Raw genomic sequence first — 22,669 nt, 5'->3', positions numbered from 1 at the left:
TACTGAAATAAAAGAGCTGTTTTACAAAGTACCGAATAAACTAATGTGAGAGAACAGCATAAAAAAACCTGCAACAAATATTTTAAAAACATTGTACAGCATATTTCACTAAGCTATTTACCAATTCAATCAGTTCGTTTATTTAATTAAGGAAAGAAAATGCAAGAATTAATAGATTATTTAAAAAAAATAGGAATTAAAAATTATATTAATAATTTAAGAAAAAGCGGTACTTCTCTTAACCTTGAATCCCTAGGAGTGAAGGTTGATGGAGTAAAACTAATTGGTAAGCTTCTTAAAACCAATCCTATACTTACTGAACTTAACCTTTGGGGCAATATGATAGGAGCTGAAGGAGTAGAGCTAATTACAGATGCTCTAAAAACTAATACTGCACTGATAAATCTTAACCTTGGTATAAATAACATAGGTGATAAAGGGGTAGAATTACTTGTAAAGCTGATGCAAATTAATAAAACACTTTCCTCACTTAATCTTACAGCTAATAAGATAGGGATTGATGGAGTAAAGTTGATTGGTAAGCTTCTTAAAACTAATAAAACACTGATCCATCTTGACCTTTGGAGCAATCGGATAGGAACAGAAGGAATAAAACTAATTTTAGATGCTCTAAAAACTAATACGACACTAACTTCTCTTAATCTTGCAGATAATGAAATAGGATATAAAGGAGTAGAATTACTTATAAAGTTGATGCAAACGAATAAAACGCTAACTTCTCTTAATCTTGGAGGTAATAAACTAAGTGCTGAAGAAATAAGGCTAATTGCTGAACTTCTTAAAACTGATACAACGCTGACCCATCTTGACCTTAGTATAAATAATATAGGGAATGAAAAAATAAAACTAATTGCAGATGCTCTGAAAACTAACACTACACTAACTTCTCTTAATCTTGTTGCTAATCATATAGGGGATGAGGGCATAAAGGTAATTACCGATGCTCTGAAACTAAATACCACGCTTATTACTCTTAACCTTGGAAATAATTATATAGGAATTGATGGAGTAAAGCTAATTGCTGAGCTTTTAAAAACCAACAAAAAGTTGACAAATCTTGACGTTGAGAACAATAATATAGGAGACAAGGGATTAAGGTTAATTGTTGAAGCTCTTAAAAACAATACCACTCTAGCCTTCCTTAATATTTCTAGTAACAACATCACTGATAAAGGGTTAAAGTCACTTGTAAACTTTCTAAAAACTAATACAACCTTGACTAATCTTGACCTTACTAGTAACAACATAAGTGTTGAGGGAATAAAGCTAATTATCGATGCTCTGAAACTAAATACCACACTGATACATCTTAAGCTTAGATGTAACAGTTTAGGTAATGAAGGAGTAAAACCAATTGCTGAGTTTCTAAAAACCAATACAACGCTGACCCATCTTGATCTTGCAGTTAACAACATAAAAGATCAAGGAGTAAAGTTGATTACTAAGGCTTTAAAAACTAATGAAACACTCACTTCTCTTGATCTTAGAATGAATAATATAGGGGACAAAGGAATAAAACTACTTACCGATGTCTTAAAAACTAATATGGTATTGACCGACCTTAATATTGACGATAATTATACAGAAGAGGAAGAAAAAAAGATAATTGAAAAATATCAGTAAAGCTTTTTTACAGAGTTATTTTCCATAAGATAAATTATAGAACAATTAGTAACTACCCTCCCTCTTCTGGATTTTATACCAGTTGAGAAAGAAAAGTAATAGCCGGCACTATTATGGGATCAGGATATTTAAAACAATCGTCTTGTATATACTCCATGCTGTATACTACCTGAAACGCATGAGTTGCTCCAGTTTGTTCCTGAAAATATCTTAAATTGTTTGATATACGATTGTTATCAGATAATTTTGCCTCTACCAAAAACCATGGTATATCATTCCTAGCAATTAAAAAATCTACCTCTTTCCCATCTTTATTTCTAATAAAATATAATTCATATTTACCCAAACCTCTATCACTCCAACAGTTTAGTGCTTTTAATAAATGAGAAGCAATAAAATTTTCAAACCTTCTACCTTCATCCTTTATTAATGACCAGTCTACTAAATAAATTTTTGGTTCTTTAATTATACTCCTAGATATATTAGTAGACCATGGCTTGACAATAAAGCAATAAAAAAACTTTTCCAATACACTAATCCATTTGGAAATTGTTGGGACACTTACCTGTATTTTTTTACTCAAACTAGTTCTATTGAGAAGCTGCCCCGTTTGTTCTTTTAACAGCTCTGCTAAAATTTCCAGTTGGCTTATTTCGTGTATATTGGATAAGTTTCGTATATCCTCATATAGTAGCTGTTTTTCTCTTAAAGAATGCCATTTATAAGTAAAATTTTTCGACGCTTTTAAAAAAGGTTCAGGAAAGCCTCCCATTTCATATAGATTGCAAAATTTTTCAGTATTGATTTCTATAATGGTACCCAAAAACTAGACAAGAAAATAGAGAAAAGTAGGTATAATATCTCCTAGGAAAAGGAGCAAAAAATGAAAAAACAAGTTAAAAAATATAGCGCAGAAGAAAAAGCAAAAATAGCAATTGAAGCAATATCTGGAGAAATGACTATAGCTCAAATTACCAGCAAATATGGTGTTCACGCTAATCAGATTTATAAATGGAAGAAAGAAGCTTTAGATTTTATGGTTTCTGGATTTAAATCGAAATCTAAACAACAAGATACCGGCCAAGAAGATTTAATTAAATCATTATTTGAGCAAATAGGCCAGTTAACAGTTGAAAGAGACTGGCTCAAAAAAAAATCTAGTATCTTTGGATTTAGAGGTTAGGAAAAAAATGATAAGTTATGCTTCAAAATTAACCATAGCAAGACAATGCGAACTTTTAGATTTAAACCGCTCAAGTTACTATTACCGAACTAGGAATACCTTAGATGATAAGGAGTATAGAGTACTGAACAGAATTGATGAGATTTTTACAGAGCATCCCTATTATGGTACTAGAAGAATGTCTCATGTCCTAAAATCGGAAGGGTTAAATGTTAGTCGTAAGATGATAAGAAAATATTATAAAATACTTGGTATTGAAGCAGTATACCCAAAAATTAATTTAAGCCGTAGGAATCAGGCTCATAAAGTATACCCATATCTATTAAATAATATAGAGGTGGTTTGCTCCAATCAAGTTTACTGTGCAGATATTACTTACATAAGATTAAAGCAAGGTTTTGTATATTTGGTTGCTATAATGGATTGGTATAGTCGTTATATTTTGAGTTGGCGGGTGTCGATTAGTTTAGAAAATGATTTTTGTATTGAAGCTCTAAATGAAGCAATATCTATACATGGCAAGCCTGACATTTTTAATACGGATCAGGGAGTACAGTTTACATCAAAAGATTTTACTCAAATACTTGAGCAACAAGGCATAGCTATTAGTATGGACGGCAAAGGCAGAGCCTTAGATAATGTATTTATTGAACGTTTTTGGAGATCTTTGAAACAAGAGAAGATTTATCGTTTTGATCTTGAAACGGTACGTGAAGCAAAGATAGCTATCAGAGATTATATAGAATTTTATAATAAGCAAAGACCTCATCAATCGCTTGAATATAAGACACCTAAAATGATACATTTTGCAGAAAAACTAGAAAATTACCAAGAGGCTATATGACATAGAAAATGCAAACTTTACTTTGAAAAACCAATACATTAATAAAGGAGAATTACACCTCTAAAATTTAAAAAATTTGTCTAGACAAAGGGTACCACCTCAACCACTTGACCTTGTTTTAATTCTTTGATCAAAAAATCTTCAACATAACTCTTAAAAATTAGTGTATCACAAGTCCCTTCAAAAACTATTGGAGCTATTATTTTACCATTGCAAAGCCCTGCTATCATACTTACTCTTGTTTTATGTTGGTAAATTTTCTTATCGTAATATCTTTTACCTTTTAGGCTATAACCGTACTCCAAGCATGCATTATCTTCTATTCCGGATTCATCCATAAACACTAAATCTTCTTTTGAAATAGTTTTGATTCTAGCTATAAAATCATTCCTTGCTCCATCGTCCCTTTTGGGGTGCGTAAAAGTTTTTTTTATAACTATATCCTAGTGCTTTTATACCTCGCCAAATTGTCGTTGCTGACCATTTATTTGATATTTTTGCTAATTCTTTTAGGCTTTTATCGGCATTATTATCTATAAATTCCTTAAACTCCGGCATATTTGTTAGCTTTTTATTATGACCTTTTTGATAGCCTACTCTCGGCTGAATATCTCCTTCTTTCTTTTGAATAGCTTGCCATTTGTATAATGTTTACCTAGATATATTTAATAACTCCTTAACTTTACTTACTGACTTAACTTTATCTATTAACTCTAATGCTTTTGTTCTTAGTTCGTATGGATATGCTCGGACCATCTCTTTCCTTTTTCGCACATAGATTTACTTATTTTATGCTACTTGTCAATACCTTAATGGATTATGCTATACAACACCGGTAATAATTCGTGATGCACGAAAGGCTAAATATCCTAGGGAGCTTGGAACTGAAGGCTACGAGATGCAATATTTAAATGCTGTAAGAGCGGCCATTGATATTGCTAAAATCGAAGAAAAGCCTGAGCTTGAAGAGCAGCTAAAAAATGAAGCAGTTACATTTATTGAAAACTTCAACAAGAAGAATGAAAATAAATCTCAGGAAGAAATTTCTATTAACGTCAAAAATAAAATTAATGATATAGCCGTAATTCTGGAAGAAAATGGTATTAAACAAATACATAAAAAGCTTAATGTTGCTAAGGATTTTCAGAATCTTAATGATGAACATTGTAATATAGTTACTGTCTCAAATGTTAAAGATAAGCAAGGTAAAGAGCATGTTGTTATCGAAGCAGAAGCAGCATTAAAGGGATTAACAATCGAGCAAAAAGCAGAATATGAAAAAATAAAAACGGAAAATAAACCTAAATGGTTTACCGCAATGAAGGATTGGGAAAGTAAATTAGTAGAAAGATATGCCGATAAAATAGTACAAGGAGATCATGTTATTTCTACCCAATTACGGCAAATAGTCGGTATGAAAAATGCTTTTGAAAAAATTACTGCAATAGCTGACTCAAATGGTGAAAATTTTAAAGTATTACACAATTCTAAACATGCAGGAACATTGGCCTCTATCTCTCATGATACAAATTCAAGACAAGAAATTACTAATTTAAATGCTAAGCAAGCGCAAGAATGGATAGGCAAGGACCATATTCTTCATACTAATACTTTAAATAGCGGTCCTGCTAATATTCCATTCCCGTCAGTTCATATAGATATAGATATTGTAAAAAGTACAAATTTAGCAATGCAAGTAGTAGGTGGTAAAAATACTAATACGGCTTTTAATCAATTTAGAAAAATTGCTGCCTTCAATAATTTCGATGGAGCAAAGCAACAACTTAACGATATTGCCGATAATTTACCAAAAGAAGAAAATTTTGACAGTATTAAAACTCATTTAAAACCGAGGGGAAGATTAGAAAGATTATTTGGTATTAATAAACCAAAAGGTGACCTATCAGGGCTTCTAGACATTGCAAAGCAAACGCATAATTTATCTCCTGAAACTATAAAAACATTAAAAGATGCTGCTGATTTGAGGAAAGATGTAGAAAAAGCCGACGTTGCTTTTTTTAGAGGAGCAGATAAAGAAAATATTAGCGTAGATATTTCAAGAAAGCTTAATTTCGTAAGTACAGGAATCACAAACTCTAAAGATTTTGTTTTTAGAAAGGTCCCAAAGCATGAGGTACTTACCATGTGTGCAAGCGGCAAAGATCGCACAGGGCTTGCGGAGCATGATCAAACTAGTAGTGCCGTAGCTGCTAAATTAGGAATACAGGTTACTGATGTTGATAAACAACTTCTAAAAGCAGGGCATACTGCCGGTCAAGCCGGAGGGGTTTATGCCGGCGGAGCAACTGTTGGTTGCTACGGTACATTACAAGTAACCGGTGAAGGATTCCCGGAAACAAGAAAGGAAGCTCTGCAAACTATAGTAGAGCCGACAGGGGCTAATAATAAAATCAAGAAACTTAAAAAAAATGAGATTATTAATGAAAAGCAGGAGCAGAAAAAAGCTGAAGAAACTCCTAATATGTATAAAGATGAAAGATATAATACATTACCGCCTAGACAGCAGGTGAGAGATCAATTTGTTACGGAAGCAGGTGTAGAGGCTTTATCAACTGAGCAAAGTAAAAACAAACCGCTAAATGTATAATGGTACCCAAAAACTAGACAAGAAAATAGAGAAAAGTAGGTATAATATCTCCTAGGAAAAGGAGCAAAAAATGAAAAAACAAGTTAAAAAATATAGCGCAGAAGAAAAAGCAAAAATAGCAATTGAAGCAATATCTGGAGAAATGACTATAGCTCAAATTACCAGCAAATATGGTGTTCACGCTAATCAGATTTATAAATGGAAGAAAGAAGCTTTAGATTTTATGGTTTCTGGATTTAAATCGAAATCTAAACAACAAGATACCGGCCAAGAAGATTTAATTAAATCATTATTTGAGCAAATAGGCCAGTTAACAGTTGAAAGAGACTGGCTCAAAAAAAAATCTAGTATCTTTGGATTTAGAGGTTAGGAAAAAAATGATAAGTTATGCTTCAAAATTAACCATAGCAAGACAATGCGAACTTTTAGATTTAAACCGCTCAAGTTACTATTACCGAGCTAGGAATACCTTAGATGATAAGGAGTATAGAGTACTGAACAGAATTGATGAGATTTTTACAGAGCATCCCTATTATGGTACTAGAAGAATGTCTCATGTCCTAAAATCGGAAGGGTTAAATGTTAGTCGTAAGATGATAAGAAAATATTATAAAATACTTGGTATTGAAGCAGTATACCCAAAAATTAATTTAAGCCGTAGGAATCAGGCTCATAAAGTATACCCATATCTATTAAATAATATAGAGGTGGTTTGCTCCAATCAAGTTTACTGTGCAGATATTACTTACATAAGATTAAAGCAAGGTTTTGTATATTTGGTTGCTATAATGGATTGGTATAGTCGTTATATTTTGAGTTGGCGGGTGTCGATTAGTTTAGAAAATGATTTTTGTATTGAAGCTCTAAATGAAGCAATATCTATACATGGCAAGCCTGACATTTTTAATACGGATCAGGGAGTACAGTTTACATCAAAAGATTTTACTCAAATACTTGAGCAACAAGGCATAGCTATTAGTATGGACGGCAAAGGCAGAGCCTTAGATAATGTATTTATTGAACGTTTTTGGAGATCTTTGAAACAAGAGAAGATTTATCGTTTTGATCTTGAAACGGTACGTGAAGCAAAGATAGCTATCAGAGATTATATAGAATTTTATAATAAGCAAAGACCTCATCAATCGCTTGAATATAAGACACCTAAAATGATACATTTTGCAGAAAAACTAGAAAATTACCAAGAGGCTATATGACATAGAAAATGCAAACTTTACTTTGAAAAACCAATACATTAATAAAGGAGAATTACACCTCTAAAATTTAAAAAATTTGTCTAGACAAAGGGTACCACCTCACCTCCTCCTACACCAACCCATGCACATGAGGCTCACAAAAAATGGGAAAGATAACTAAAGCAACAATATAATACTCTTAATTGAGCTTTAAAAATTAGCCTTCAGGTTTATAAGTTAGAGCAATTAAATAGGATAAATGAAACAGTTTACTAAATATTACGAGGTATAAATGTCAAAACTAGCGATAATAACAGGCGGGACGAGAGGAATAGGCAAGGCTACCGCTATTGCCTTAAAAAATAAAGGCTTTACGGTTGTTGCCAATTTTTTCAGCAATCACGATGCAGCTAAAGAAATGTCGGAAAAACATTCAATACAAGCCAAACAATGGAACGTAGCGGATTATGACGAGTGCCGGCAAGCAGTCAAAGAAATCGAAGAAGAATACAAAAGACCGGTAAGTATTTTGGTAAATAATGCTGGTATTACTAAGGATGGAATGTTACATAGAATGAGCCAACAAGATTGGCATGACGTTATTAACGTCAATCTTAATTCCTGTTTTAATATGTCGAGCGCAGTGATCGCGCAAATGCGCAACCAAAATTACGGTCGCATCGTTAATATTAGTTCAATCAATGCTCAAGCCGGACAAGTCGGGCAAACTAATTACTGCGCTGCCAAGGCTGCGCTTATCGGCTTTACTAAAGCTTTAGCCAAAGAATCCGTTTCTAAAAATATCACCGTAAATTGTATTGCCCCCGGTTACGTCAGGACGGAAATGATGGGACAAATTCCTGAGCGCATCCTTGAGCAAATAGTTGCGGCTATCCCGATGAAAAGACTTGGAGAACCCGAAGAGATAGCCAGAGCCGTCGAGTTTCTAACCGATGAGAATGCCGGATTTATTACCGGCGAAACTTTATCGATTAATGGCGGTCATAATATGGTATAAATAAAGTTTATATGAAAAATAAAACGGCGCAAGATTACTTTGAAAAAGGGGAAGTACTATTTGCTGCAGAAAATTTAGAAGAAATTGATGTTTTTATTGAGGAATGTTACCGGCAAGGACATGCTTATTTTGAGAGAGGCAAAGAGGATATTAAGTATTTTCACGAAGCAGCAAAGCTTTTTCAGTATGTATTTGAGTTTAACCCAGAATATCCCGATATTTATTATCATATGGGGAGAGCTTTTTATGAATCGAATAATAAATATCAAGCATATGTTGCTTTTAAAAAGCTTAGGATGCTTAATCCAAACTATAAGGATGCGAGTGATAATATGAAACAAATTCAGGAAGATTTAGGGATAGAGGAAAATAATCGCCAATTAAAGAGAGTTGAAAATCATGACGAAGGCTTTGAGGAAGTTAATTTTTCAGAAAATTCTTCAGACTATGAACCTGTAACGCGTGCAGAATTTAATAGCTTCAAAAAAATGACTTTCCAAGCGGTTATGGCACTAAAAGAAAACGCGGATAACCAGCAAGAAATATTAGATATTAGCAGAAAAACTAAAAAAGCTTGGGTAATTAAAAATATAAAATTACTTAAAAATGAAAATCTTGAATTATATAAATATTGTCAAACATTTCATTACACTATAACGAATATATTTCAAGCTTATATTACTTTAGGCACTGGTTTGATAGGTGCAAATATTGATAAATTTGAGAAGATACACTGTAAAGTTTTAAGAAAATTTGCATGTTACGGCACCGATCTTATGGAAATTGTTGCCGCTGGATATGCAGCACTTGGTCCCGGGATATGCGCAATTCATGAATTTACCGCTGATATTTATGATCTGATAATGGGCAAAAAATTTGATAATCGAGTAGAGTGTATAAACAAAATTATAGCAGAGAAATTTCATTTTAAAAGCGTAGCTATCGAGTTAGGCGAACTCGCTCTAATGATAACTAATGCTAATAAAGAGAAAATTTTAAACCCGCCGCTAATAGAAAATAAGAATTGGTTACAAACTAAACTGTCTTATGTGAAGCAAAAAGCCTTCGGCGCCTCTTCTCCAAATAAAAAAAACTCTCCTACTGAATCAGCTTTCGAGGACGTTACTCTTTTTATGATGTATTTATTCAAAAATCATAAGTCAATAATAGATAATAAGTTACCTTTTAAGGAACAGGTACAGGTTATTCTAGGAAAAAATCTTACTAACTTATTAATCGATGATACAGAAAACTTTAAGCAAATAACATTCATACAGAGTATTATTCCGCCAAAAGATAGATCAGAAATAGAAAAGAATACTTTAAAGAAAATATGGAACATTGAACCTAGCCGGTTCAACTTAAGTTGGTTTAAGCCGCGACCAGTAAGTGATTTTTTGGAAGAAGAATATATTAAAAATTCTTTATCTTGTAGCAATTCTAATTTAGCAAAAATAGCAATATTTGATATAATGATAAATGCTGTAGTAAATAATAATAGCAAAAATTTTGAATGTTTAATAGAATTTAGTAAAAAATTCCCCCATATAATTAATTATATGGCATATTATTGCCCAGAGCGGTTTGGTGGTGGGGAGATAGCTGAAAAATGTATTGAGGATGCCCACCTTAGACATAAAGTTGTAGAAGAATTAACTGTAGTATTAAGTGATTCTAAAGTGCCACTACTATTATTGGAAAATGTAAATGAGGGTGAAGATAAAGGTTTGGGGGAAGAAATTGAATTTCAAGTGCTGGGGGATATTTAGGATAAAATTCTTTTAAATTTTATCCTAAATCCGTATCTATATTTATTAAGTAAAAGCAATTTTAATCCTGATTAAAAATCGTATTTCCCATAACCTCAGATGCCTTATAGTTATCAATAATTTCAGTAGACCATGTTGACGCAGCAGAACTAAAGACTGCTGCCTTACTACTATACTCAGTGGATTCATGTATATGTTTAAGTGCTATTTCCTTGGAAATCAACGCCAAATTTTCATAGATTTTCACACATAGAGAATAATTTTCTTTTGCTAAAGGTTGGGCATCTAATACAACCATTCCTCCTTTTTCCGTGAATCCTTTGTCCGCAAGATATTTACCGTGTTTTAAGTGTAATTCTACTTGATCTTGAATATTATAATCATTGTGCGTTTTCTTCTTTTCCTCAACGCCTAATGCTGCTTTAAAAGCCGCCTTCTCTTTACTTATACAATTAGTATACTGGTAGTGTTCCATTGCTTTTTTATAATTTTTATCTTGTAACTCTATATCTCCTAATTCCTCATGAGCTTCTTTATTAGATTTATTATTTTCAATAGCTTTTTCATAATATTCTTTTTTAGTTTGAGAGTCAGAAGTTACATTACCCATTTGGCAATAAATTTCGGCTAGTTTAGAGTGATAGGCTTTTATATGTGAGCTAGATAAAGAAGCATTTTCAACATCTTCTAGCAGTATTGATGTTAATAATTTATCATAAAATTCTATATCCATCTTATGCGGTATTTCTACTGTAAGTAGTTTCTCATATATAATATTATGAATATTTTCATTAATCTCTTTAATAGACTTCAAATCAACAAATTCTTGCCATATTTTTTCGGTTAATATTTTAATTTTAAGATCACTCTCTATAACTAACTCCTTTAAAATTTTTATATTATTTTTTACCGTCTGTGTCAATAAATCTGACAATACATCATTAGTAGGAGATGTAATGTCCAGCATATCCAGTAATAGAGATTCGATCGTTGTTAAACTCATTATATCGTTGTTTGTAAGAATTGATTGTAACATTTTTAAGTTATAGATGTTATTTAGAGTATCTGCGGTTAAAATTTTTATATTTTTTATGGAATCAGAAAATTTTTCTACAGATATCTTTAAGTGGGAATAAAAAGAAGTTTGCATAGCAGTTTTAAAAGATTCTATTAATTGCTCATCTACATCCCCAATACTTAAAACTCCGTCAGCTAACATTTTAAACCAATTATCGCGCATGCGTGGGGAGATCATCTTACTTATACTTATATTTTCTCTATTAGTTGAACTTATTTCCGTAAAATATTTTAAATAATCTACGTAATTGCTTAATTTATTGTTTAATCCGTTTGATTCTTTATCTCCTAAAACTTCATATAATGCATTATTTAATGCTAAAAATTTTGTAGCATCATTATCTGTAGTAGTATCATTATTAGAAGGATTACTTAACTTTTTAAAAATGCCTATTAATATTTTTAAGTTTGTAATATCCGGCAAAAGTATGGTATCATGATAAATTGATTTTGATTCTAGGGTGAATAGTGAATCTTTTTCTTTATCCCATTTTGTTTTTATTTTATCACTTAATTTGCTTATACCCTCTCTTAACCCCTCCTTAATGGAAGATTGCAGGGTTAAAATATCCGATATATTCGTAGAACCCGCCGCTATTTTATTATTTTCTTTAGTCAAAGGAGGGAATTTTTTATCAAAAATATGGTCAAACTTATCCAAATTTATGGTACCGGGATAAAAAGTAGGAAAAAGACAAAGTGAGGTTGAGAGCTTTAAAAAAGCTATAATTTCCTCTTGCTTCTCTCTATATTTTTCTTCACCCCTTGCTCGCCATTCGATAATATCCATAAGAGAAGTGGATATATTAGTAGTGGTTTTATATGGAGGAGTGTCGGTAACAACTAAATAAAGGCTATCACGAGTTAAGGTAACATTTTCCAGCAAAATAGCAAGTTTTTTTGTTATAGGTAGAAATTCCTTTTTAAGATCGCTATCTTTTATAGTAATGATAAATTTAGTAGAATAATTACTCAGAATTTTTTTCATATAAAATGTATTAATAATTGCTTCCGACTTAGAAAGCTTATCCTGAAGGGAATTATTCTCACATACTATTACATCATCCACTGATTTAGCTATATTTATAATAGGTTTACCCGGCAAACTATAGCCTAGAGGCGAAGAGGAAGGAAGAGAATTATGGGGTAATATTAAGGTACCCTCCTCATTTACATTTATCGTAAGTGTTTTAGAAGCAAACAACTTAGTTAAAGTAGTTTTACCGCTGCCGGGATTTCCTAAAATAATTAAGGCTTTATAGTCTTTTTCCTCTGTAAGGTTAAGTTTTATGCCTCGCTTCTCCAAGATTTGATTATTTTTTTCCAATAAAGGATAAAAGTTGCTATTATACTCATCCAACAATTCTAATGTTGCTTCCGGATTGAATTTATTTTCAACTATTATTTCCTGCTTTGGTTTATTTTCATTAGATTCTAATTTCATTACACTACCCTCTTCTTTATAATTACTAATGGTTTCTGATGAAGATGATTGGAGGATTTTCCCTATCCCCCCCTCCTTTACTTGCTCTCCTGCTTTTGACGCTACCGATGGCGCTTTGTCTACTAATTGCTCTGTCGGTTTTAGCTGCAATGCAGGAATTAGGTTAGAAACCGGTATCGCTTTTATTAGTTGCTCTGCCTCCGACACTTCTTTTGGCGGTTGCTGTGGTTTCGATTCAGGAATCCGATCCTCTACCCATTCATCTAATTCGTCCGGTAATAATTTGGTAACTGGAAGTTGGTTACCATTAATACTTTTGTCTTTAATTATCTTTTTTAATAATTCTGTAGTTTCGTTTGTAAGATCTTTTCCTATTGAAATAGTAAAAATTTTAATACTACGATTAAGAGGTAAAAACTCTGCTAGAGCCTTTGCTCCTTTATCGTGTATTTTATTACTTTGGAAATGAAAACTAGTGAGACTAGTATTTTTTTCAAGTGTTTTTGCCCAAAATTCAAATCCTTTATCGCTTATATTATTTTCATTAAAGTTAAGAAATTTAATAAGAGATTTTTCGGCTATTTTAGCAAAAGCTTTTAAGCCGTTATCTCCTATTTTATTGTTGCTAAGAGAAAGAGATTTGATGGTTTTATTATTTGCAAGGATACCGGCTAAAATTTCCGCTTCTTCACTTGTAAGATCGTTGTCAGAAAGGTCAAGACTCTCGAGTGAGGTACAGTAAGTAAATATATCTTCTAACTTTTTTATTTCGTCTCCCGTTAATTTAATAGAATTAATAGTTAATGCCTTAACTTTATGTTTGGTATCCTTTATCGATTCTACAAGCACTTCCATATCAATCGGTCTTGTGGAAATCGTAATACTAAGTGAAGAGTCAAGAGATTCCGAATTATTTAATTTTGCTATAACTTCGTTAAATTGTGTACTAAATCCCAAAAGCATAACTTGTACCATTATTAAGTTAAAATTTTTACTAAATATTAACTTATATAGTATCTTTAGAAATTTAATTAGTTTAGTTAATAACTTATTATTAAATTAATTAAAAAGATGTTTGTGATAAAATTATCACGGGTAATTTATCGTTATAGCTAAGTAATTTCATAAATTACTTTTATTTTATCCTGTCTAATCCTTATTATACCTAAGGTAGTTAAATTAGTAAGTTAGTAATAAAAAATATGAAACGCCTTAAACACTCTACATCTATTATAAAAATTTTTATTTCCATTGGGATAATTGCCGGCATAATAACTTCATATTTATTATATTCTGCTACTCACCGATTCAAATCTAATATTATTGTAAAAATTGATAATAATGATATTAACATTTCTAGAGATTTCACACTTATTGATCAAAACGGTAAAAAATTTAAAAGTAATTATTTAAACAATCATTTGAGTTTAATTTATTTTGGAGTCACTTACTCTTTAACCGATTATAATTATATGAGGCAACTATCTGAAATTATTAAAATTCTACAAAAAGAACATATAATTGTTAGGCTGGTCTTTATTACTCTAGATCCTGAACATGATAATAGTGAGGTACTCAAAAAGTATTTAGAAAAGTTTAACAGTGATTTTATAGGTTTAACAGGTTCTGTTGAAGATATTCAAGATGTTGCTCATAAATTTGAGGTTTTTTACCGGCAAAAACAATTTGATGAGGAAAATCATAGTTACCGGCTTGAACATTCTGCTTTTGTTTACCTAATAAATAGTACAGGTAAATTCTTAAAATATTATTGTTTAGGATTACCGAAAGATTAGTTAGGGGTATCAACTTAAGAGATCGTCATTGCGAGGAAGTGTTGCCCGCGTGGATACCCCAAACGTCATTGCGAGCGACTGAAGGTCTTGTTGCATGGCTCTAAAAAAGTGCCGTATGTCATTCCCGCGCAGGAAGGAATCTAGAAAATAATAGTCATCCTGAATTTATTTCAGGATCTACTATAAGAGATGCTGAAACAAGTTCAGCATGACAATAATAAAGCCTAGATTCCCGCCTTTAGCTAGAATGACATAATGGGGTGTGGGAATGACATCATAAACTTGTTAGACTAATAGAGCATTAGCGGCAAATTTTTCTATCATTGGAGCAAATAAAACTTCCAATTCTTTTCTAACTTCTTCTTTATCTTCTATCTTTTTACCTTCTTTATTTAAAACTATCTCGCCGCTAGCTACATGATTCATTACGGCATCGATAATTGCCTTTTTGTCATGTTTACCGTCCATATATTTTAAAGCAAATTTTTCAAAGAAATTAACACCTATCGGCTCATGTTTCAAATTTGTAACCCACATAGCCGGACTATTACTAACTTGATATGCCACAAATTTTGAAGTTTTAGGCTTATCAAGGTTCGGCGCACTTCTTTGTTTTTGCATAGTAATACTAATATAACCTTGTAATACTAGCTTCATCGCATTATTTAAAAGCTCGGCTTTTATTTCGTTTAATTTAGTATTGTGCAATTTTTTATTAGCTTCAGACGTTACTTTTTCAAAACTAATCGGATTATTAATATTCTCGTTAAAACTATAAAGGATAGCTTTCATATAAGGTGAGGAAGTCGATAAGTTAGATTCTTTATTACCGTTTAAAAAGTATTTTAAAGATTCAGCAGAATTATTAAGATCGACCTCAGCTAGAGGTTTTTCAGGCACTATATTAAAGACCATATTAAACTTAGTAATATCGTCATTATTAATATTTCTGTTTAATTTAACATTATCATGACATAATAAAGTAGTTCTAAACCGACGATTGGTAATAAAATCCATATATTGCTCAGTCCGCACTATATCATTCACGGCTTGCAGTTTTTCAGCTACTTTTGGCGGCATATTACCGAGATACATGGTAGATATATTACAATCGCTTAAATATTGTAAATTATGTTTTTTAGCTTCATCCATAAATTCATGAAAATAAAACTGGGCATTATCTTCTTCTAAATGATCATGGCGTAAATAATGATCGCTTTGTTTAGCAAGCAATCCTGCTTCTGTTTTTAATACTTCGGCATAAGGAGTTTTAGAATTTTCTAAACTATCTTTGACAAATTCAAGTAATAATCTAGATTGAGCAACTTTATCTTGCACATTCGGAAATGAGCTTGAATGATAAAGCATCATGTCGCGAATAGTGCGAACCATATTCCAGCCGGGTAAGGTATTATAGCTAACATAGGCTATACCGTTTGCACTCAAATTTTTATTGCATACCTCAAAAATTTTATCTCTCACAAATTTCGGCACCCAAGAAATTACACCGTGGCAAATAATATAATCAAATTTACCGAAAGACTCGTCAATATCCGTTATAGAACAATGATGAAATTCTATATTCTTAAGCCCAAGCCCTGCTTTGTGGTTGTTCGCTTCATCAATTTGTACTTTAGATAAATCAACACCGACAAAATGAGCTTTAGGATAATTAACGGCATGCGGTATTAAATTACCGCCGGCTGCACAGCCGAGTTCTAAAACTTTAGCGGTTTCTAGCGGCGGCGGAGTCATACCGAATAATGTAGCAAGAGTGGTTAAATGATAAGGATTAGTTAGTGCATATGGATAACTTTCATATGGCACTTCGTCATAAGTATTGTGTGGAGCTGCGAGTTTTACGTTCATATTTTTTCCTTGTAAATTAACAAATTAAAATTACTTGTCATAGCGTGGCGGCATTGTTGCATAGGACGATAAACACGCTCTCGATGTCATTCCCGCGGAGGCGGCGGGGCATTGCTGCATGGCTTGAATTTTCGATGTCATTCCCGTGAAAACGGGAATCCAGAAAAATACTTTTAAGTCATCCTGAATTTATTTCAGGATCTACTATAAGAGATGCCGAAACAAGTTCAGCATGACAATAATAAAGCCCGGATTCCCGCTTTCGCGGGAATGACATATTGCTACTTATTATCAAGCCATGCAACAACGCCCGTAGGGAATGACATCCTTTTGAAGCAATTTCCGATCGCCCAAACAATGCCTACTATAGTCAAGCAACTAGATGACACCGTCACTTAAATATACTACATCAAAATTTTCTAAATTGGCAACCTATAAGTAAATCCTATACCGAATTCTCCGATACCTATGGTTTTTTTGATAGGATTTGCCGGCACAAATTGCCGGCTTTGAATATTTAGAGTATCGTAATTAATTTTTACGTTTTGAGCTACTTGCAATTTTGCGGCTAAATCAATGCTGAAATTCGGGGTTATATATTTTGAAACACCGAGACCGGCTTGCCAAGCAAAACAATTAGTGCGAGTTTTTCTTACTTTAAAATATTCTATATTCATTAAATCCCATCTGGAAGAAGTTGATTTAACTTTCACCTGCGCTATACCTGCACCGAATATTACAAAAGGAGTGAAGCTTTTTACTTCTTGAAAATCATATATAAGATTTACCATATATATATTAGATATTACTCTAGTTTTACCTGGAGTTTTCGGAATAGATAAACCGTTACTTAAATCTTGCTGCGGTAATACGTAATGAAGGCGATATTTCGGTTGATAGGTTGCCGAAAATTCGATAGCTATTTGCGGATAGAAAATATAGCCTATTTTAGCACTATACATACCCGATCTTTTTAAAGTAATAGCGGTATTAGAGTTTTTGTGACGAAATTTACTAACGACCGGCTCCACTATTCCGCCTTCCGCCCCTATATATAAAAATCTTTGATCGGCATTTACTTCTTCTTCCGCATAAGCAACCGAAGCGATAACAATAAAAGAATAAACACAGGCTATAATAAATATTTTAGATAATTTAATCATAAAAACAGATTTTAAAAAAAGCCTATTATATATCTGCTTTAGGTACGGTCAACTAAAATTCTATGCCGATTTTTTAATTTTTTTAACAATAGATACAATAATTCCTAAAATTAATAAGGTAATTGTAACAATAAGAGAAATAAAGGGCTGAATTTCCATAAAAGGATGAATAAATATTTTGATACCGATAAATATTAATATTAAAGCTAAAGAGTATTTTATATATCTAAATCTTTCTACAATATTCGCTAAACAAAAAAACAACGCTCTAAGACCTAAAATAGCAAAAATATTTGAAGTATAAATTATATAAGAATTATTCGTAATAGCAAATATTGCCGGAATACTATCGATAGCAAATACCAAATCTATAATTTCTATAAGTAGTAACGATACGAAAAGAGGAGTAATATATAATTTTTTATCTAGAATAATAAAAAATTTATCACCTACAAGTTTAGGCGTAATATTTAAATATTTTGTTAGTATTTTATAAATATAGGAATTTTGTACGTCAAAAATTTTATGTGATATGTAGAAAGTTTTTACGCCTGTAATAATAAGGATTACGGCAAAAATATATAATATCCAAGAAAATTTGGCTATGATAATAATACCGCCGTAAATCAGAATAGCCCGAAAGACTATTACGCCGATTATGCCTAAAAATAATACCCGATGTTGATAGTTAGAAGGGATAGAAAAAAATTGAAAAATCATCGAGATAATAAAAACATTATCGAGTGACATTGCTTTTTCAATTAAAAAACAGGTGAAATATTCTTTAGTGCTATCTCCTCCCATAGTGTAAAAGACATATACGCCGAATAGGCATGCTATCGTAAAATAAAAAAGGCTAAAAAGTAAACTTTGCCTGAAGCTCATCACACTATTTTTGCGGTGTATAAACCCTAAGTCAAAAATTAATAAAGCTAAAATTACAATGCAAAAAACAATCCAAGTCAAAGTTATTTCCTTATAAGTTTTTGAGGTTCTACTTGTGTGGTAATGTTGCGTGGAACGTAAAAATGCTATCCGATGTCATTCACGCGAAAGCGGGAATGATATAAAAGAGCATAGGAATGATATCCATCTCATCAAGCATTGCCTATTTGTGCGGCGAAATGTACTTCATTTATTCCTAGATGCTTTAATGCATCATACCATTTATTTTCAGGATGATCCGCAAAAATAAAATCTTTATCACAATCCATTATCAACCATAAATTATCTTCCAGCTCTTGTTCAAGTTGTCCGGCTTTCCATGCCGTATAACCTACAATAAATAAGCTATCTTTAGGTCCTTTACCGAAAGCTATATCCTCTGAAATTTCCGAATTAGAACTTACCGCTAAATCATTTTGAAACTGCAACAGCAAATTTTTATCATAATCATTTGAATGAAGGAAAAACCCTCTTTCATGCTCGACCGGTCCACCGAGATATATCGGTATCATGACATTATCGTCTATTGCATCGCTTTTTATTTTAAAAAATGATTTAAATTCTATATAATTTACTAAACGATTAAATATTAGCCCTATCGCTCCTTCCTTTGTGTGAGATAGCATATAAATTAAAGATTTATGAAATATCCCTTCTTTAATGACATAAGGCGTAGCAACTAAGGTCTTACCCGATAAATTATAAAAAACCTTCTCACTCATAATAATTTAATTTCTTTATTTTAATTTAACTCATTTAATTATAATATATATGCAATAGACTAAATTATTCAATAGAAGTTAATAATATTATCGTTTATATTTATAATTTGTTGTATACTACACGAACTCGGATGGTGTCATACCGTGGCTTGACCCACTATTGTACGAACGTTTAAATAAAGAGGTAAAAATTCTGTCATTCCGTGGCTACGACCACGGAATCCAGCTTATAATATCATAAAAAGATTCTAAAATAAGTCTAATATGGCTTTATTTTCCTGGATGCCGTGATCAAGTCACGGCATGACACAGCCTTTTTTCAACGTTCGTACAGTAGTGGGCTTGACCACGGTACCCAGTACTTAATTTTTCTGGACCTCGTGATCAAGTCACGGGGGGACATTTCTCGATTCTTTAACTTAACATTTTTACATTATTCTAATGATTACGTTATTTGACGTTACGATTTTTGCAATTATTACTATTTTCTCATTCATTGGGTTATATCAAGGGATAATAGGCTTTATCCTTAGAGTGGCAGGTTTTACGGCTTCTATAGCCCTTACCTATTTTTTATATCCATATGCGTTAGAAATAATACATAAATATACCGACAATGAAATTATAGGAATAATTTTTGCCGGTATTGCGTCATATATTATTTCTTTAATTTTATGTATTTTTATAACCTATAAATTCCTTGCCGTAATTTCTTTTATGAGAGGGGGATTTGTTGATAAATTCTTAGGGTTACTACTGGGACTCGCTATCGGTCTTATTATCTCGACTATTTTATTTCTTATTACGGCAATGTTTACTTCTACTAGCTATTTAAAAAGCGAAACTTTTGAAGGCTTTATACAAAGTAACGATAATAATAAATATTCAGGTATATTAGAAAGGTCTTTAACTACCGGTTATTTAGATGAAATAAGTAAAAATATTATAATAATAGTGCCGCCGAGTAGTTTAAAATCAATTGAGATATTAAATAATAAAGCTTCGGATAGTTCCAAAAATACCATACATAAAACATTTAAAAGTAAGAACTCCGGAACTAATCACGGATTTTCAGACGATCTACAAGATGAGCTTGACGGAATTTCATCGCATATAGATGATGAATAAATTTCGCAAAAAGTAAATTTATGAAATTATATAGTTTTGCCGAGCATCTCTCAGAGCTAAAAACTCGATTATTTAGAATAATCGCTATTTTTATTATTACTTTTATTATTTGTTATTATTTTAGCGATAATATATATAGTTTTTTATTACGGCCTTTGGCAAAATTAAGTCACGATAATTTAAGGAATATCATTTATACCGGTCTTACCGAAGCATTTTTTACTTATATAAAACTTTCGGCTTTTTCTGCCTTACTAATTATCATTCCGGTTATAGCAATTGAATGCTATTTATTTGTTAAACCCGGCTTGTATTCGCATGAAAAAAAAATTATCGCCTTTATTCTTTTTATGTCTCCCGTTTTGTTTTGGGGCGGGAGTATTTTTGTATTTTATTTTGTAATGCCGAAAGCATGGATTTTTTTCCTTAGTTTTGAAAAACGTGATATAATAGTACCGATAATACTAGAAGCAAAAATTAGTGAATATCTAAATTTAGTAATTCAATTAATTATTGCATTTGGCGTAGCTTTTCAATTACCGATTGTTATTATAATATTGAATATATTAAAAATAATAAAGGTAAGCACGCTACAGAATAAAAGAAGGCTTGCCGTGGTAATTAACTTTATTATTGCCGGAATATTAACGCCGCCGGACGTGCTAAGTCAATTAGCTCTTGCAATACCGCTGCTTTTATTATATGAAATTTCAATTATAGTATGTCGTTTTATAGAAAAAACCGAAAAAATAACCAAGGAAATTAAATGTTAAATATTAAATGGATTAGAGAAAATAAAAATATCTTTGACGATATCTTAAGGAAAAGGTTCATTGAGCCGATGTCAGATAACATTGCTAAATTAGACGAAGATAAACGAAAAATAACAAATTTAATTCAAGAATTTCAACATGCACGTAAAACAAAATCCAAAACTCTTGGAGGTATGGACCCTAAGAGCGAAGATTTTGAAAGCATAAAACGTGATGTTGAACATATAAATGAAAAGCTAGAAGAGCTTAATACTAGTTTAAATAATAATACCGAATTAAACGATATACTGAATATGTTACCGAATATGCCGGAGGAAGAGGTTCCATATGGTATTGACGAAAGCATGAATAAGTTAATACGAACCCACGGCGAAACAAAAACTTACCCATATAGCAAACAGCATTTTGAATTAGGTGAAAAACTGAAGCTAATGGATTTTGAGCAAGCAGCTAAAATGTCCGGTAGTAGGTTTGTAACGTTAAAAGGAGATTTAGCAAAATTAGAGCGCGCTTTAATTAATTTCATGATTGATACTCATACTAGCGAGTTCGAGTTTGTTGAAATTTCACCGCCGGCGTTGGTTCGCGACATAGCAATGTATAATGCCGGTCAATTACCTAAATTTGCGCAAGATTCTTTTGAGACTACTAACAATTATAGACTTATACCGACTGCAGAAGTGCCGCTAGTGAATATGGTGGCCGATAGCATTATCGCACGTGAAAAATTACCGATTCGTTACGTTGCTCATACACCGTGCTTTAGATCGGAAGCGGGTAGCAGCGGCAGGGATACCAGAGGGATGATTAGACTACATCAATTTAGTAAAGTTGAATTAGTAACAATTACCACACCCGAAGAATCAAAACGCGAACATGAGCATATAACTAGTGCCGCCGAAGCAATTTTAAAAAAGCTTGACCTATCTTATCGAGTTATGCTACTTTGTACTGGAGATATGGGATTTTCAGCACAAAAAACTTATGATTTAGAAGTATGGTTACCCGGTCAAAAACAATATCGAGAGATTTCCAGCTGCTCTAATTGCGGGGATTTCCAAGCTCGAAGAATGAAAGCACGCTATAAAGAATTCGGTAGCTCGGAAACTACTTTTGTTCATACTTTAAATGCTTCCGGTTTAGCGGTAGGACGCACCATTGTAGCCATTTTAGAAAACTATCAAAATGAAGACGGTTCTATAACGGTGCCGGACGTTTTAGTGTCTTACATGGGAGGGCTGCAAAAAATTTCAGTATATAAAGAATAAATTGTTTTATTAACACTAAATATTAGGATAGGATTTTAAAGTTGGAGTGATGTCCGGAAACGACACATGAGCTGTTAACTTAAGAATCGATTAAAAGCCGGCTTGATGTCATTCCGTGGTCACGACGGCGTTGTTGCATGGCTCGATAAAAGCAACAACGCCGTCGTGACCACGGAATGACACCATTTTGTGCGCTTAAAAGCATCCACACAACACCGCTTCTTT

22 protein-coding genes and 1 pseudogene are annotated in these 22,669 nt (G+C 32.3%); 14 read left to right on the top strand and 9 right to left on the bottom strand.

Annotated features, from left to right (window positions below; all coding sequences use genetic code 11):
* Positions 1–159: 159 nt before the first annotated feature.
* Positions 160–1,644 (top strand): leucine-rich repeat domain-containing protein, encoded by a 1,485-nt coding sequence (locus tag AAHM91_RS05895; RefSeq protein WP_342270185.1) that lies wholly within the window; start codon positions 160–162, stop codon positions 1,642–1,644.
* A 73-nt stretch (positions 1,645–1,717) separates the two neighbouring features.
* Here the strand turns inward: AAHM91_RS05895 and AAHM91_RS05890 are convergent, their stop codons facing one another.
* A complete protein-coding gene (locus tag AAHM91_RS05890) occupies positions 1,718–2,467 on the bottom strand; it encodes an ATP-binding protein (protein ID WP_342270184.1) in 750 nt (249 codons plus the stop codon).
* 60 nt (positions 2,468–2,527) lie between these two features.
* Between AAHM91_RS05890 and AAHM91_RS05885 the strand changes: the two genes are divergently transcribed.
* Both AAHM91_RS05885 and AAHM91_RS05880 read left to right on the top strand, forming a co-directional pair.
* Complete coding sequence (locus tag AAHM91_RS05885; protein WP_045812944.1) at positions 2,528–2,827, top strand: transposase; 300 nt, start codon at positions 2,528–2,530, stop codon at positions 2,825–2,827.
* Positions 2,828–2,834: 7 nt separating this feature from the next.
* The gene (locus tag AAHM91_RS05880; protein WP_342269450.1) at positions 2,835–3,671 is read left to right on the top strand and encodes an IS3 family transposase; all 837 of its coding nucleotides are present in this window, start codon (positions 2,835–2,837) and stop codon (positions 3,669–3,671) included.
* A gap of 80 nt (positions 3,672–3,751) precedes the next feature.
* Here AAHM91_RS05880 and AAHM91_RS05875 read toward each other — a convergent pair whose 3' ends face one another.
* Positions 3,752–4,009, bottom strand: a complete 258-nt coding sequence (locus AAHM91_RS05875) for a transposase (RefSeq protein ID WP_342270183.1) — start codon at positions 4,007–4,009, stop codon at positions 3,752–3,754.
* Between the two features lie 46 nt (positions 4,010–4,055).
* Positions 4,056–4,229 (bottom strand): hypothetical protein, encoded by a 174-nt coding sequence (locus tag AAHM91_RS05870; protein ID WP_342270182.1) that lies wholly within the window; start codon positions 4,227–4,229, stop codon positions 4,056–4,058.
* 340 nt (positions 4,230–4,569) lie between these two features.
* Here AAHM91_RS05870 and AAHM91_RS05865 point away from each other — a divergent pair, with 340 nt between their 5' ends.
* The 5 genes from AAHM91_RS05865 to AAHM91_RS05845 all read left to right on the top strand — a co-directional run bounded on the left by AAHM91_RS05865 (position 4,570) and on the right by AAHM91_RS05845 (position 10,259).
* Positions 4,570–6,279 carry a hypothetical protein gene (locus tag AAHM91_RS05865; RefSeq protein ID WP_342270181.1) on the top strand — a complete coding sequence of 570 codons (1,710 nt, stop codon included), beginning with the start codon at positions 4,570–4,572 and terminating at the stop codon, positions 6,277–6,279.
* 70 nt (positions 6,280–6,349) lie between these two features.
* Positions 6,350–6,649, top strand: coding sequence for a transposase (locus AAHM91_RS05860; protein WP_045812944.1), 300 nt, complete (start codon positions 6,350–6,352; stop codon positions 6,647–6,649).
* Positions 6,650–6,656: 7 nt separating this feature from the next.
* Positions 6,657–7,493, top strand: a complete 837-nt coding sequence (locus AAHM91_RS05855) for an IS3 family transposase (protein WP_342269489.1) — start codon at positions 6,657–6,659, stop codon at positions 7,491–7,493.
* Positions 7,494–7,764: 271 nt separating this feature from the next.
* On the top strand, positions 7,765–8,490 hold the full coding sequence (locus AAHM91_RS05850) for an SDR family oxidoreductase (RefSeq protein WP_341793206.1): 726 nt from the start codon (positions 7,765–7,767) through the stop codon (positions 8,488–8,490).
* An 11-nt stretch (positions 8,491–8,501) separates the two neighbouring features.
* Positions 8,502–10,259: a tetratricopeptide repeat protein gene (locus AAHM91_RS05845; RefSeq protein ID WP_342270180.1), complete on the top strand. Its 1,758-nt coding sequence runs from the start codon at positions 8,502–8,504 to the stop codon at positions 10,257–10,259.
* Between the two features lie 61 nt (positions 10,260–10,320).
* Here AAHM91_RS05845 and AAHM91_RS05840 read toward each other — a convergent pair whose 3' ends face one another.
* Entirely contained in the window at positions 10,321–13,743 is a 3,423-nt protein-coding gene (locus AAHM91_RS05840) for a hypothetical protein (RefSeq protein WP_342270179.1), read from the bottom strand.
* A 239-nt stretch (positions 13,744–13,982) separates the two neighbouring features.
* Between AAHM91_RS05840 and AAHM91_RS05835 the strand changes: the two genes are divergently transcribed.
* The gene (locus tag AAHM91_RS05835; protein WP_253308393.1) at positions 13,983–14,576 is read left to right on the top strand and encodes an SCO family protein; all 594 of its coding nucleotides are present in this window, start codon (positions 13,983–13,985) and stop codon (positions 14,574–14,576) included.
* A 285-nt stretch (positions 14,577–14,861) separates the two neighbouring features.
* On the opposite strand, the pseudogene AAHM91_RS05830 reads toward AAHM91_RS05835, so the two are convergent.
* Positions 14,862–16,421 (bottom strand): annotated as a pseudogene (locus tag AAHM91_RS05830) (methyltransferase regulatory domain-containing protein); the annotation flags it as partial.
* Positions 16,422–16,658: 237 nt separating this feature from the next.
* Between AAHM91_RS05830 and AAHM91_RS05825 the strand changes: the two are divergent.
* Positions 16,659–16,844: a hypothetical protein gene (locus AAHM91_RS05825; protein WP_342270178.1), complete on the top strand. Its 186-nt coding sequence runs from the start codon at positions 16,659–16,661 to the stop codon at positions 16,842–16,844.
* 20 nt (positions 16,845–16,864) lie between these two features.
* Here the strand turns inward: AAHM91_RS05825 and AAHM91_RS05820 are convergent, their stop codons facing one another.
* From AAHM91_RS05820 to AAHM91_RS05810, 3 genes are all read right to left on the bottom strand, one after another.
* The gene (locus tag AAHM91_RS05820; RefSeq protein ID WP_341793211.1) at positions 16,865–17,608 is read right to left on the bottom strand and encodes an outer membrane protein; all 744 of its coding nucleotides are present in this window, start codon (positions 17,606–17,608) and stop codon (positions 16,865–16,867) included.
* Between the two features lie 60 nt (positions 17,609–17,668).
* The gene (locus AAHM91_RS05815; protein WP_253308391.1) at positions 17,669–18,574 is read right to left on the bottom strand and encodes a TerC/Alx family metal homeostasis membrane protein; all 906 of its coding nucleotides are present in this window, start codon (positions 18,572–18,574) and stop codon (positions 17,669–17,671) included.
* Positions 18,575–18,705: 131 nt separating this feature from the next.
* The gene (locus tag AAHM91_RS05810; protein WP_253308390.1) at positions 18,706–19,275 is read right to left on the bottom strand and encodes a YqgE/AlgH family protein; all 570 of its coding nucleotides are present in this window, start codon (positions 19,273–19,275) and stop codon (positions 18,706–18,708) included.
* 287 nt (positions 19,276–19,562) lie between these two features.
* On the opposite strand from AAHM91_RS05810, the gene AAHM91_RS05805 reads away from it, so the two are divergent.
* From AAHM91_RS05805 to serS, 4 genes are read left to right on the top strand one after another with little or no spacing between them, the layout of a single operon-like run.
* Complete coding sequence (locus AAHM91_RS05805) at positions 19,563–19,733, top strand: hypothetical protein (protein WP_342270177.1); 171 nt, start codon at positions 19,563–19,565, stop codon at positions 19,731–19,733.
* Positions 19,717–20,403, top strand: a complete 687-nt coding sequence (locus AAHM91_RS05800; RefSeq protein ID WP_253308389.1) for a CvpA family protein — start codon at positions 19,717–19,719, stop codon at positions 20,401–20,403. Before AAHM91_RS05805 ends, AAHM91_RS05800 begins: the two co-directional genes overlap by 17 nt.
* A gap of 20 nt (positions 20,404–20,423) precedes the next feature.
* The gene (tatC, locus tag AAHM91_RS05795; RefSeq protein WP_410525866.1) at positions 20,424–21,176 is read left to right on the top strand and encodes a twin-arginine translocase subunit TatC; all 753 of its coding nucleotides are present in this window, start codon (positions 20,424–20,426) and stop codon (positions 21,174–21,176) included.
* Positions 21,170–22,444: a serine--tRNA ligase gene (serS, locus tag AAHM91_RS05790; RefSeq protein WP_341793212.1), complete on the top strand. Its 1,275-nt coding sequence runs from the start codon at positions 21,170–21,172 to the stop codon at positions 22,442–22,444. The genes tatC and serS overlap by 7 nt, the downstream gene beginning before the upstream one ends.
* Positions 22,445–22,523: 79 nt before the next feature.
* Here serS and AAHM91_RS05785 read toward each other — a convergent pair whose 3' ends face one another.
* A complete protein-coding gene (locus tag AAHM91_RS05785; RefSeq protein WP_342270176.1) occupies positions 22,524–22,655 on the bottom strand; it encodes a hypothetical protein in 132 nt (43 codons plus the stop codon).
* Between the last annotated feature and the right edge of the window lie 14 nt (positions 22,656–22,669).

The sequence above is a fragment of the Rickettsia endosymbiont of Orchestes rusci genome, assembly GCF_964030945.1.
GTDB lineage: Bacteria > Pseudomonadota > Alphaproteobacteria > Rickettsiales > Rickettsiaceae > Rickettsia.
The sequence above is the reverse complement of the archived record's forward strand: the minus strand, read 5'-3'. Positions and strand labels throughout refer to the sequence as shown.

Bases quoted from the DNA above. Each gene is read 5' to 3' on its own strand.
- AAHM91_RS05895 (WP_342270185.1), top strand. From the start codon at position 160: ATGCAAGAATTAATAGATTATTTAAAAAAAATAGGAATTAAAAATTAT.
- AAHM91_RS05885 (WP_045812944.1), top strand. From the start codon at position 2,528: ATGAAAAAACAAGTTAAAAAATATAGCGCAGAAGAAAAAGCAAAAATA.
- AAHM91_RS05880 (WP_342269450.1), top strand. From the start codon at position 2,835: ATGATAAGTTATGCTTCAAAATTAACCATAGCAAGACAATGCGAACTT.
- AAHM91_RS05875 (WP_342270183.1), bottom strand. From the start codon at position 4,009: ATGGATGAATCCGGAATAGAAGATAATGCATGCTTGGAGTACGGTTAT.
- AAHM91_RS05870 (WP_342270182.1), bottom strand. From the start codon at position 4,229: ATGCCGGAGTTTAAGGAATTTATAGATAATAATGCCGATAAAAGCCTA.
- AAHM91_RS05865 (WP_342270181.1), top strand. From the start codon at position 4,570: ATGCAATATTTAAATGCTGTAAGAGCGGCCATTGATATTGCTAAAATC.
- AAHM91_RS05860 (WP_045812944.1), top strand. From the start codon at position 6,350: ATGAAAAAACAAGTTAAAAAATATAGCGCAGAAGAAAAAGCAAAAATA.
- AAHM91_RS05855 (WP_342269489.1), top strand. From the start codon at position 6,657: ATGATAAGTTATGCTTCAAAATTAACCATAGCAAGACAATGCGAACTT.
- AAHM91_RS05850 (WP_341793206.1), top strand. From the start codon at position 7,765: ATGTCAAAACTAGCGATAATAACAGGCGGGACGAGAGGAATAGGCAAG.
- AAHM91_RS05845 (WP_342270180.1), top strand. From the start codon at position 8,502: ATGAAAAATAAAACGGCGCAAGATTACTTTGAAAAAGGGGAAGTACTA.
- AAHM91_RS05840 (WP_342270179.1), bottom strand. From the start codon at position 13,743: ATGCTTTTGGGATTTAGTACACAATTTAACGAAGTTATAGCAAAATTA.
- AAHM91_RS05835 (WP_253308393.1), top strand. From the start codon at position 13,983: ATGAAACGCCTTAAACACTCTACATCTATTATAAAAATTTTTATTTCC.
- AAHM91_RS05825 (WP_342270178.1), top strand. From the start codon at position 16,659: ATGCCGAAACAAGTTCAGCATGACAATAATAAAGCCCGGATTCCCGCT.
- AAHM91_RS05820 (WP_341793211.1), bottom strand. From the start codon at position 17,608: ATGATTAAATTATCTAAAATATTTATTATAGCCTGTGTTTATTCTTTT.
- AAHM91_RS05810 (WP_253308390.1), bottom strand. From the start codon at position 19,275: ATGAGTGAGAAGGTTTTTTATAATTTATCGGGTAAGACCTTAGTTGCT.
- AAHM91_RS05800 (WP_253308389.1), top strand. From the start codon at position 19,717: ATGATTACGTTATTTGACGTTACGATTTTTGCAATTATTACTATTTTC.
- tatC (WP_410525866.1), top strand. From the start codon at position 20,424: ATGAAATTATATAGTTTTGCCGAGCATCTCTCAGAGCTAAAAACTCGA.
- serS (WP_341793212.1), top strand. From the start codon at position 21,170: ATGTTAAATATTAAATGGATTAGAGAAAATAAAAATATCTTTGACGAT.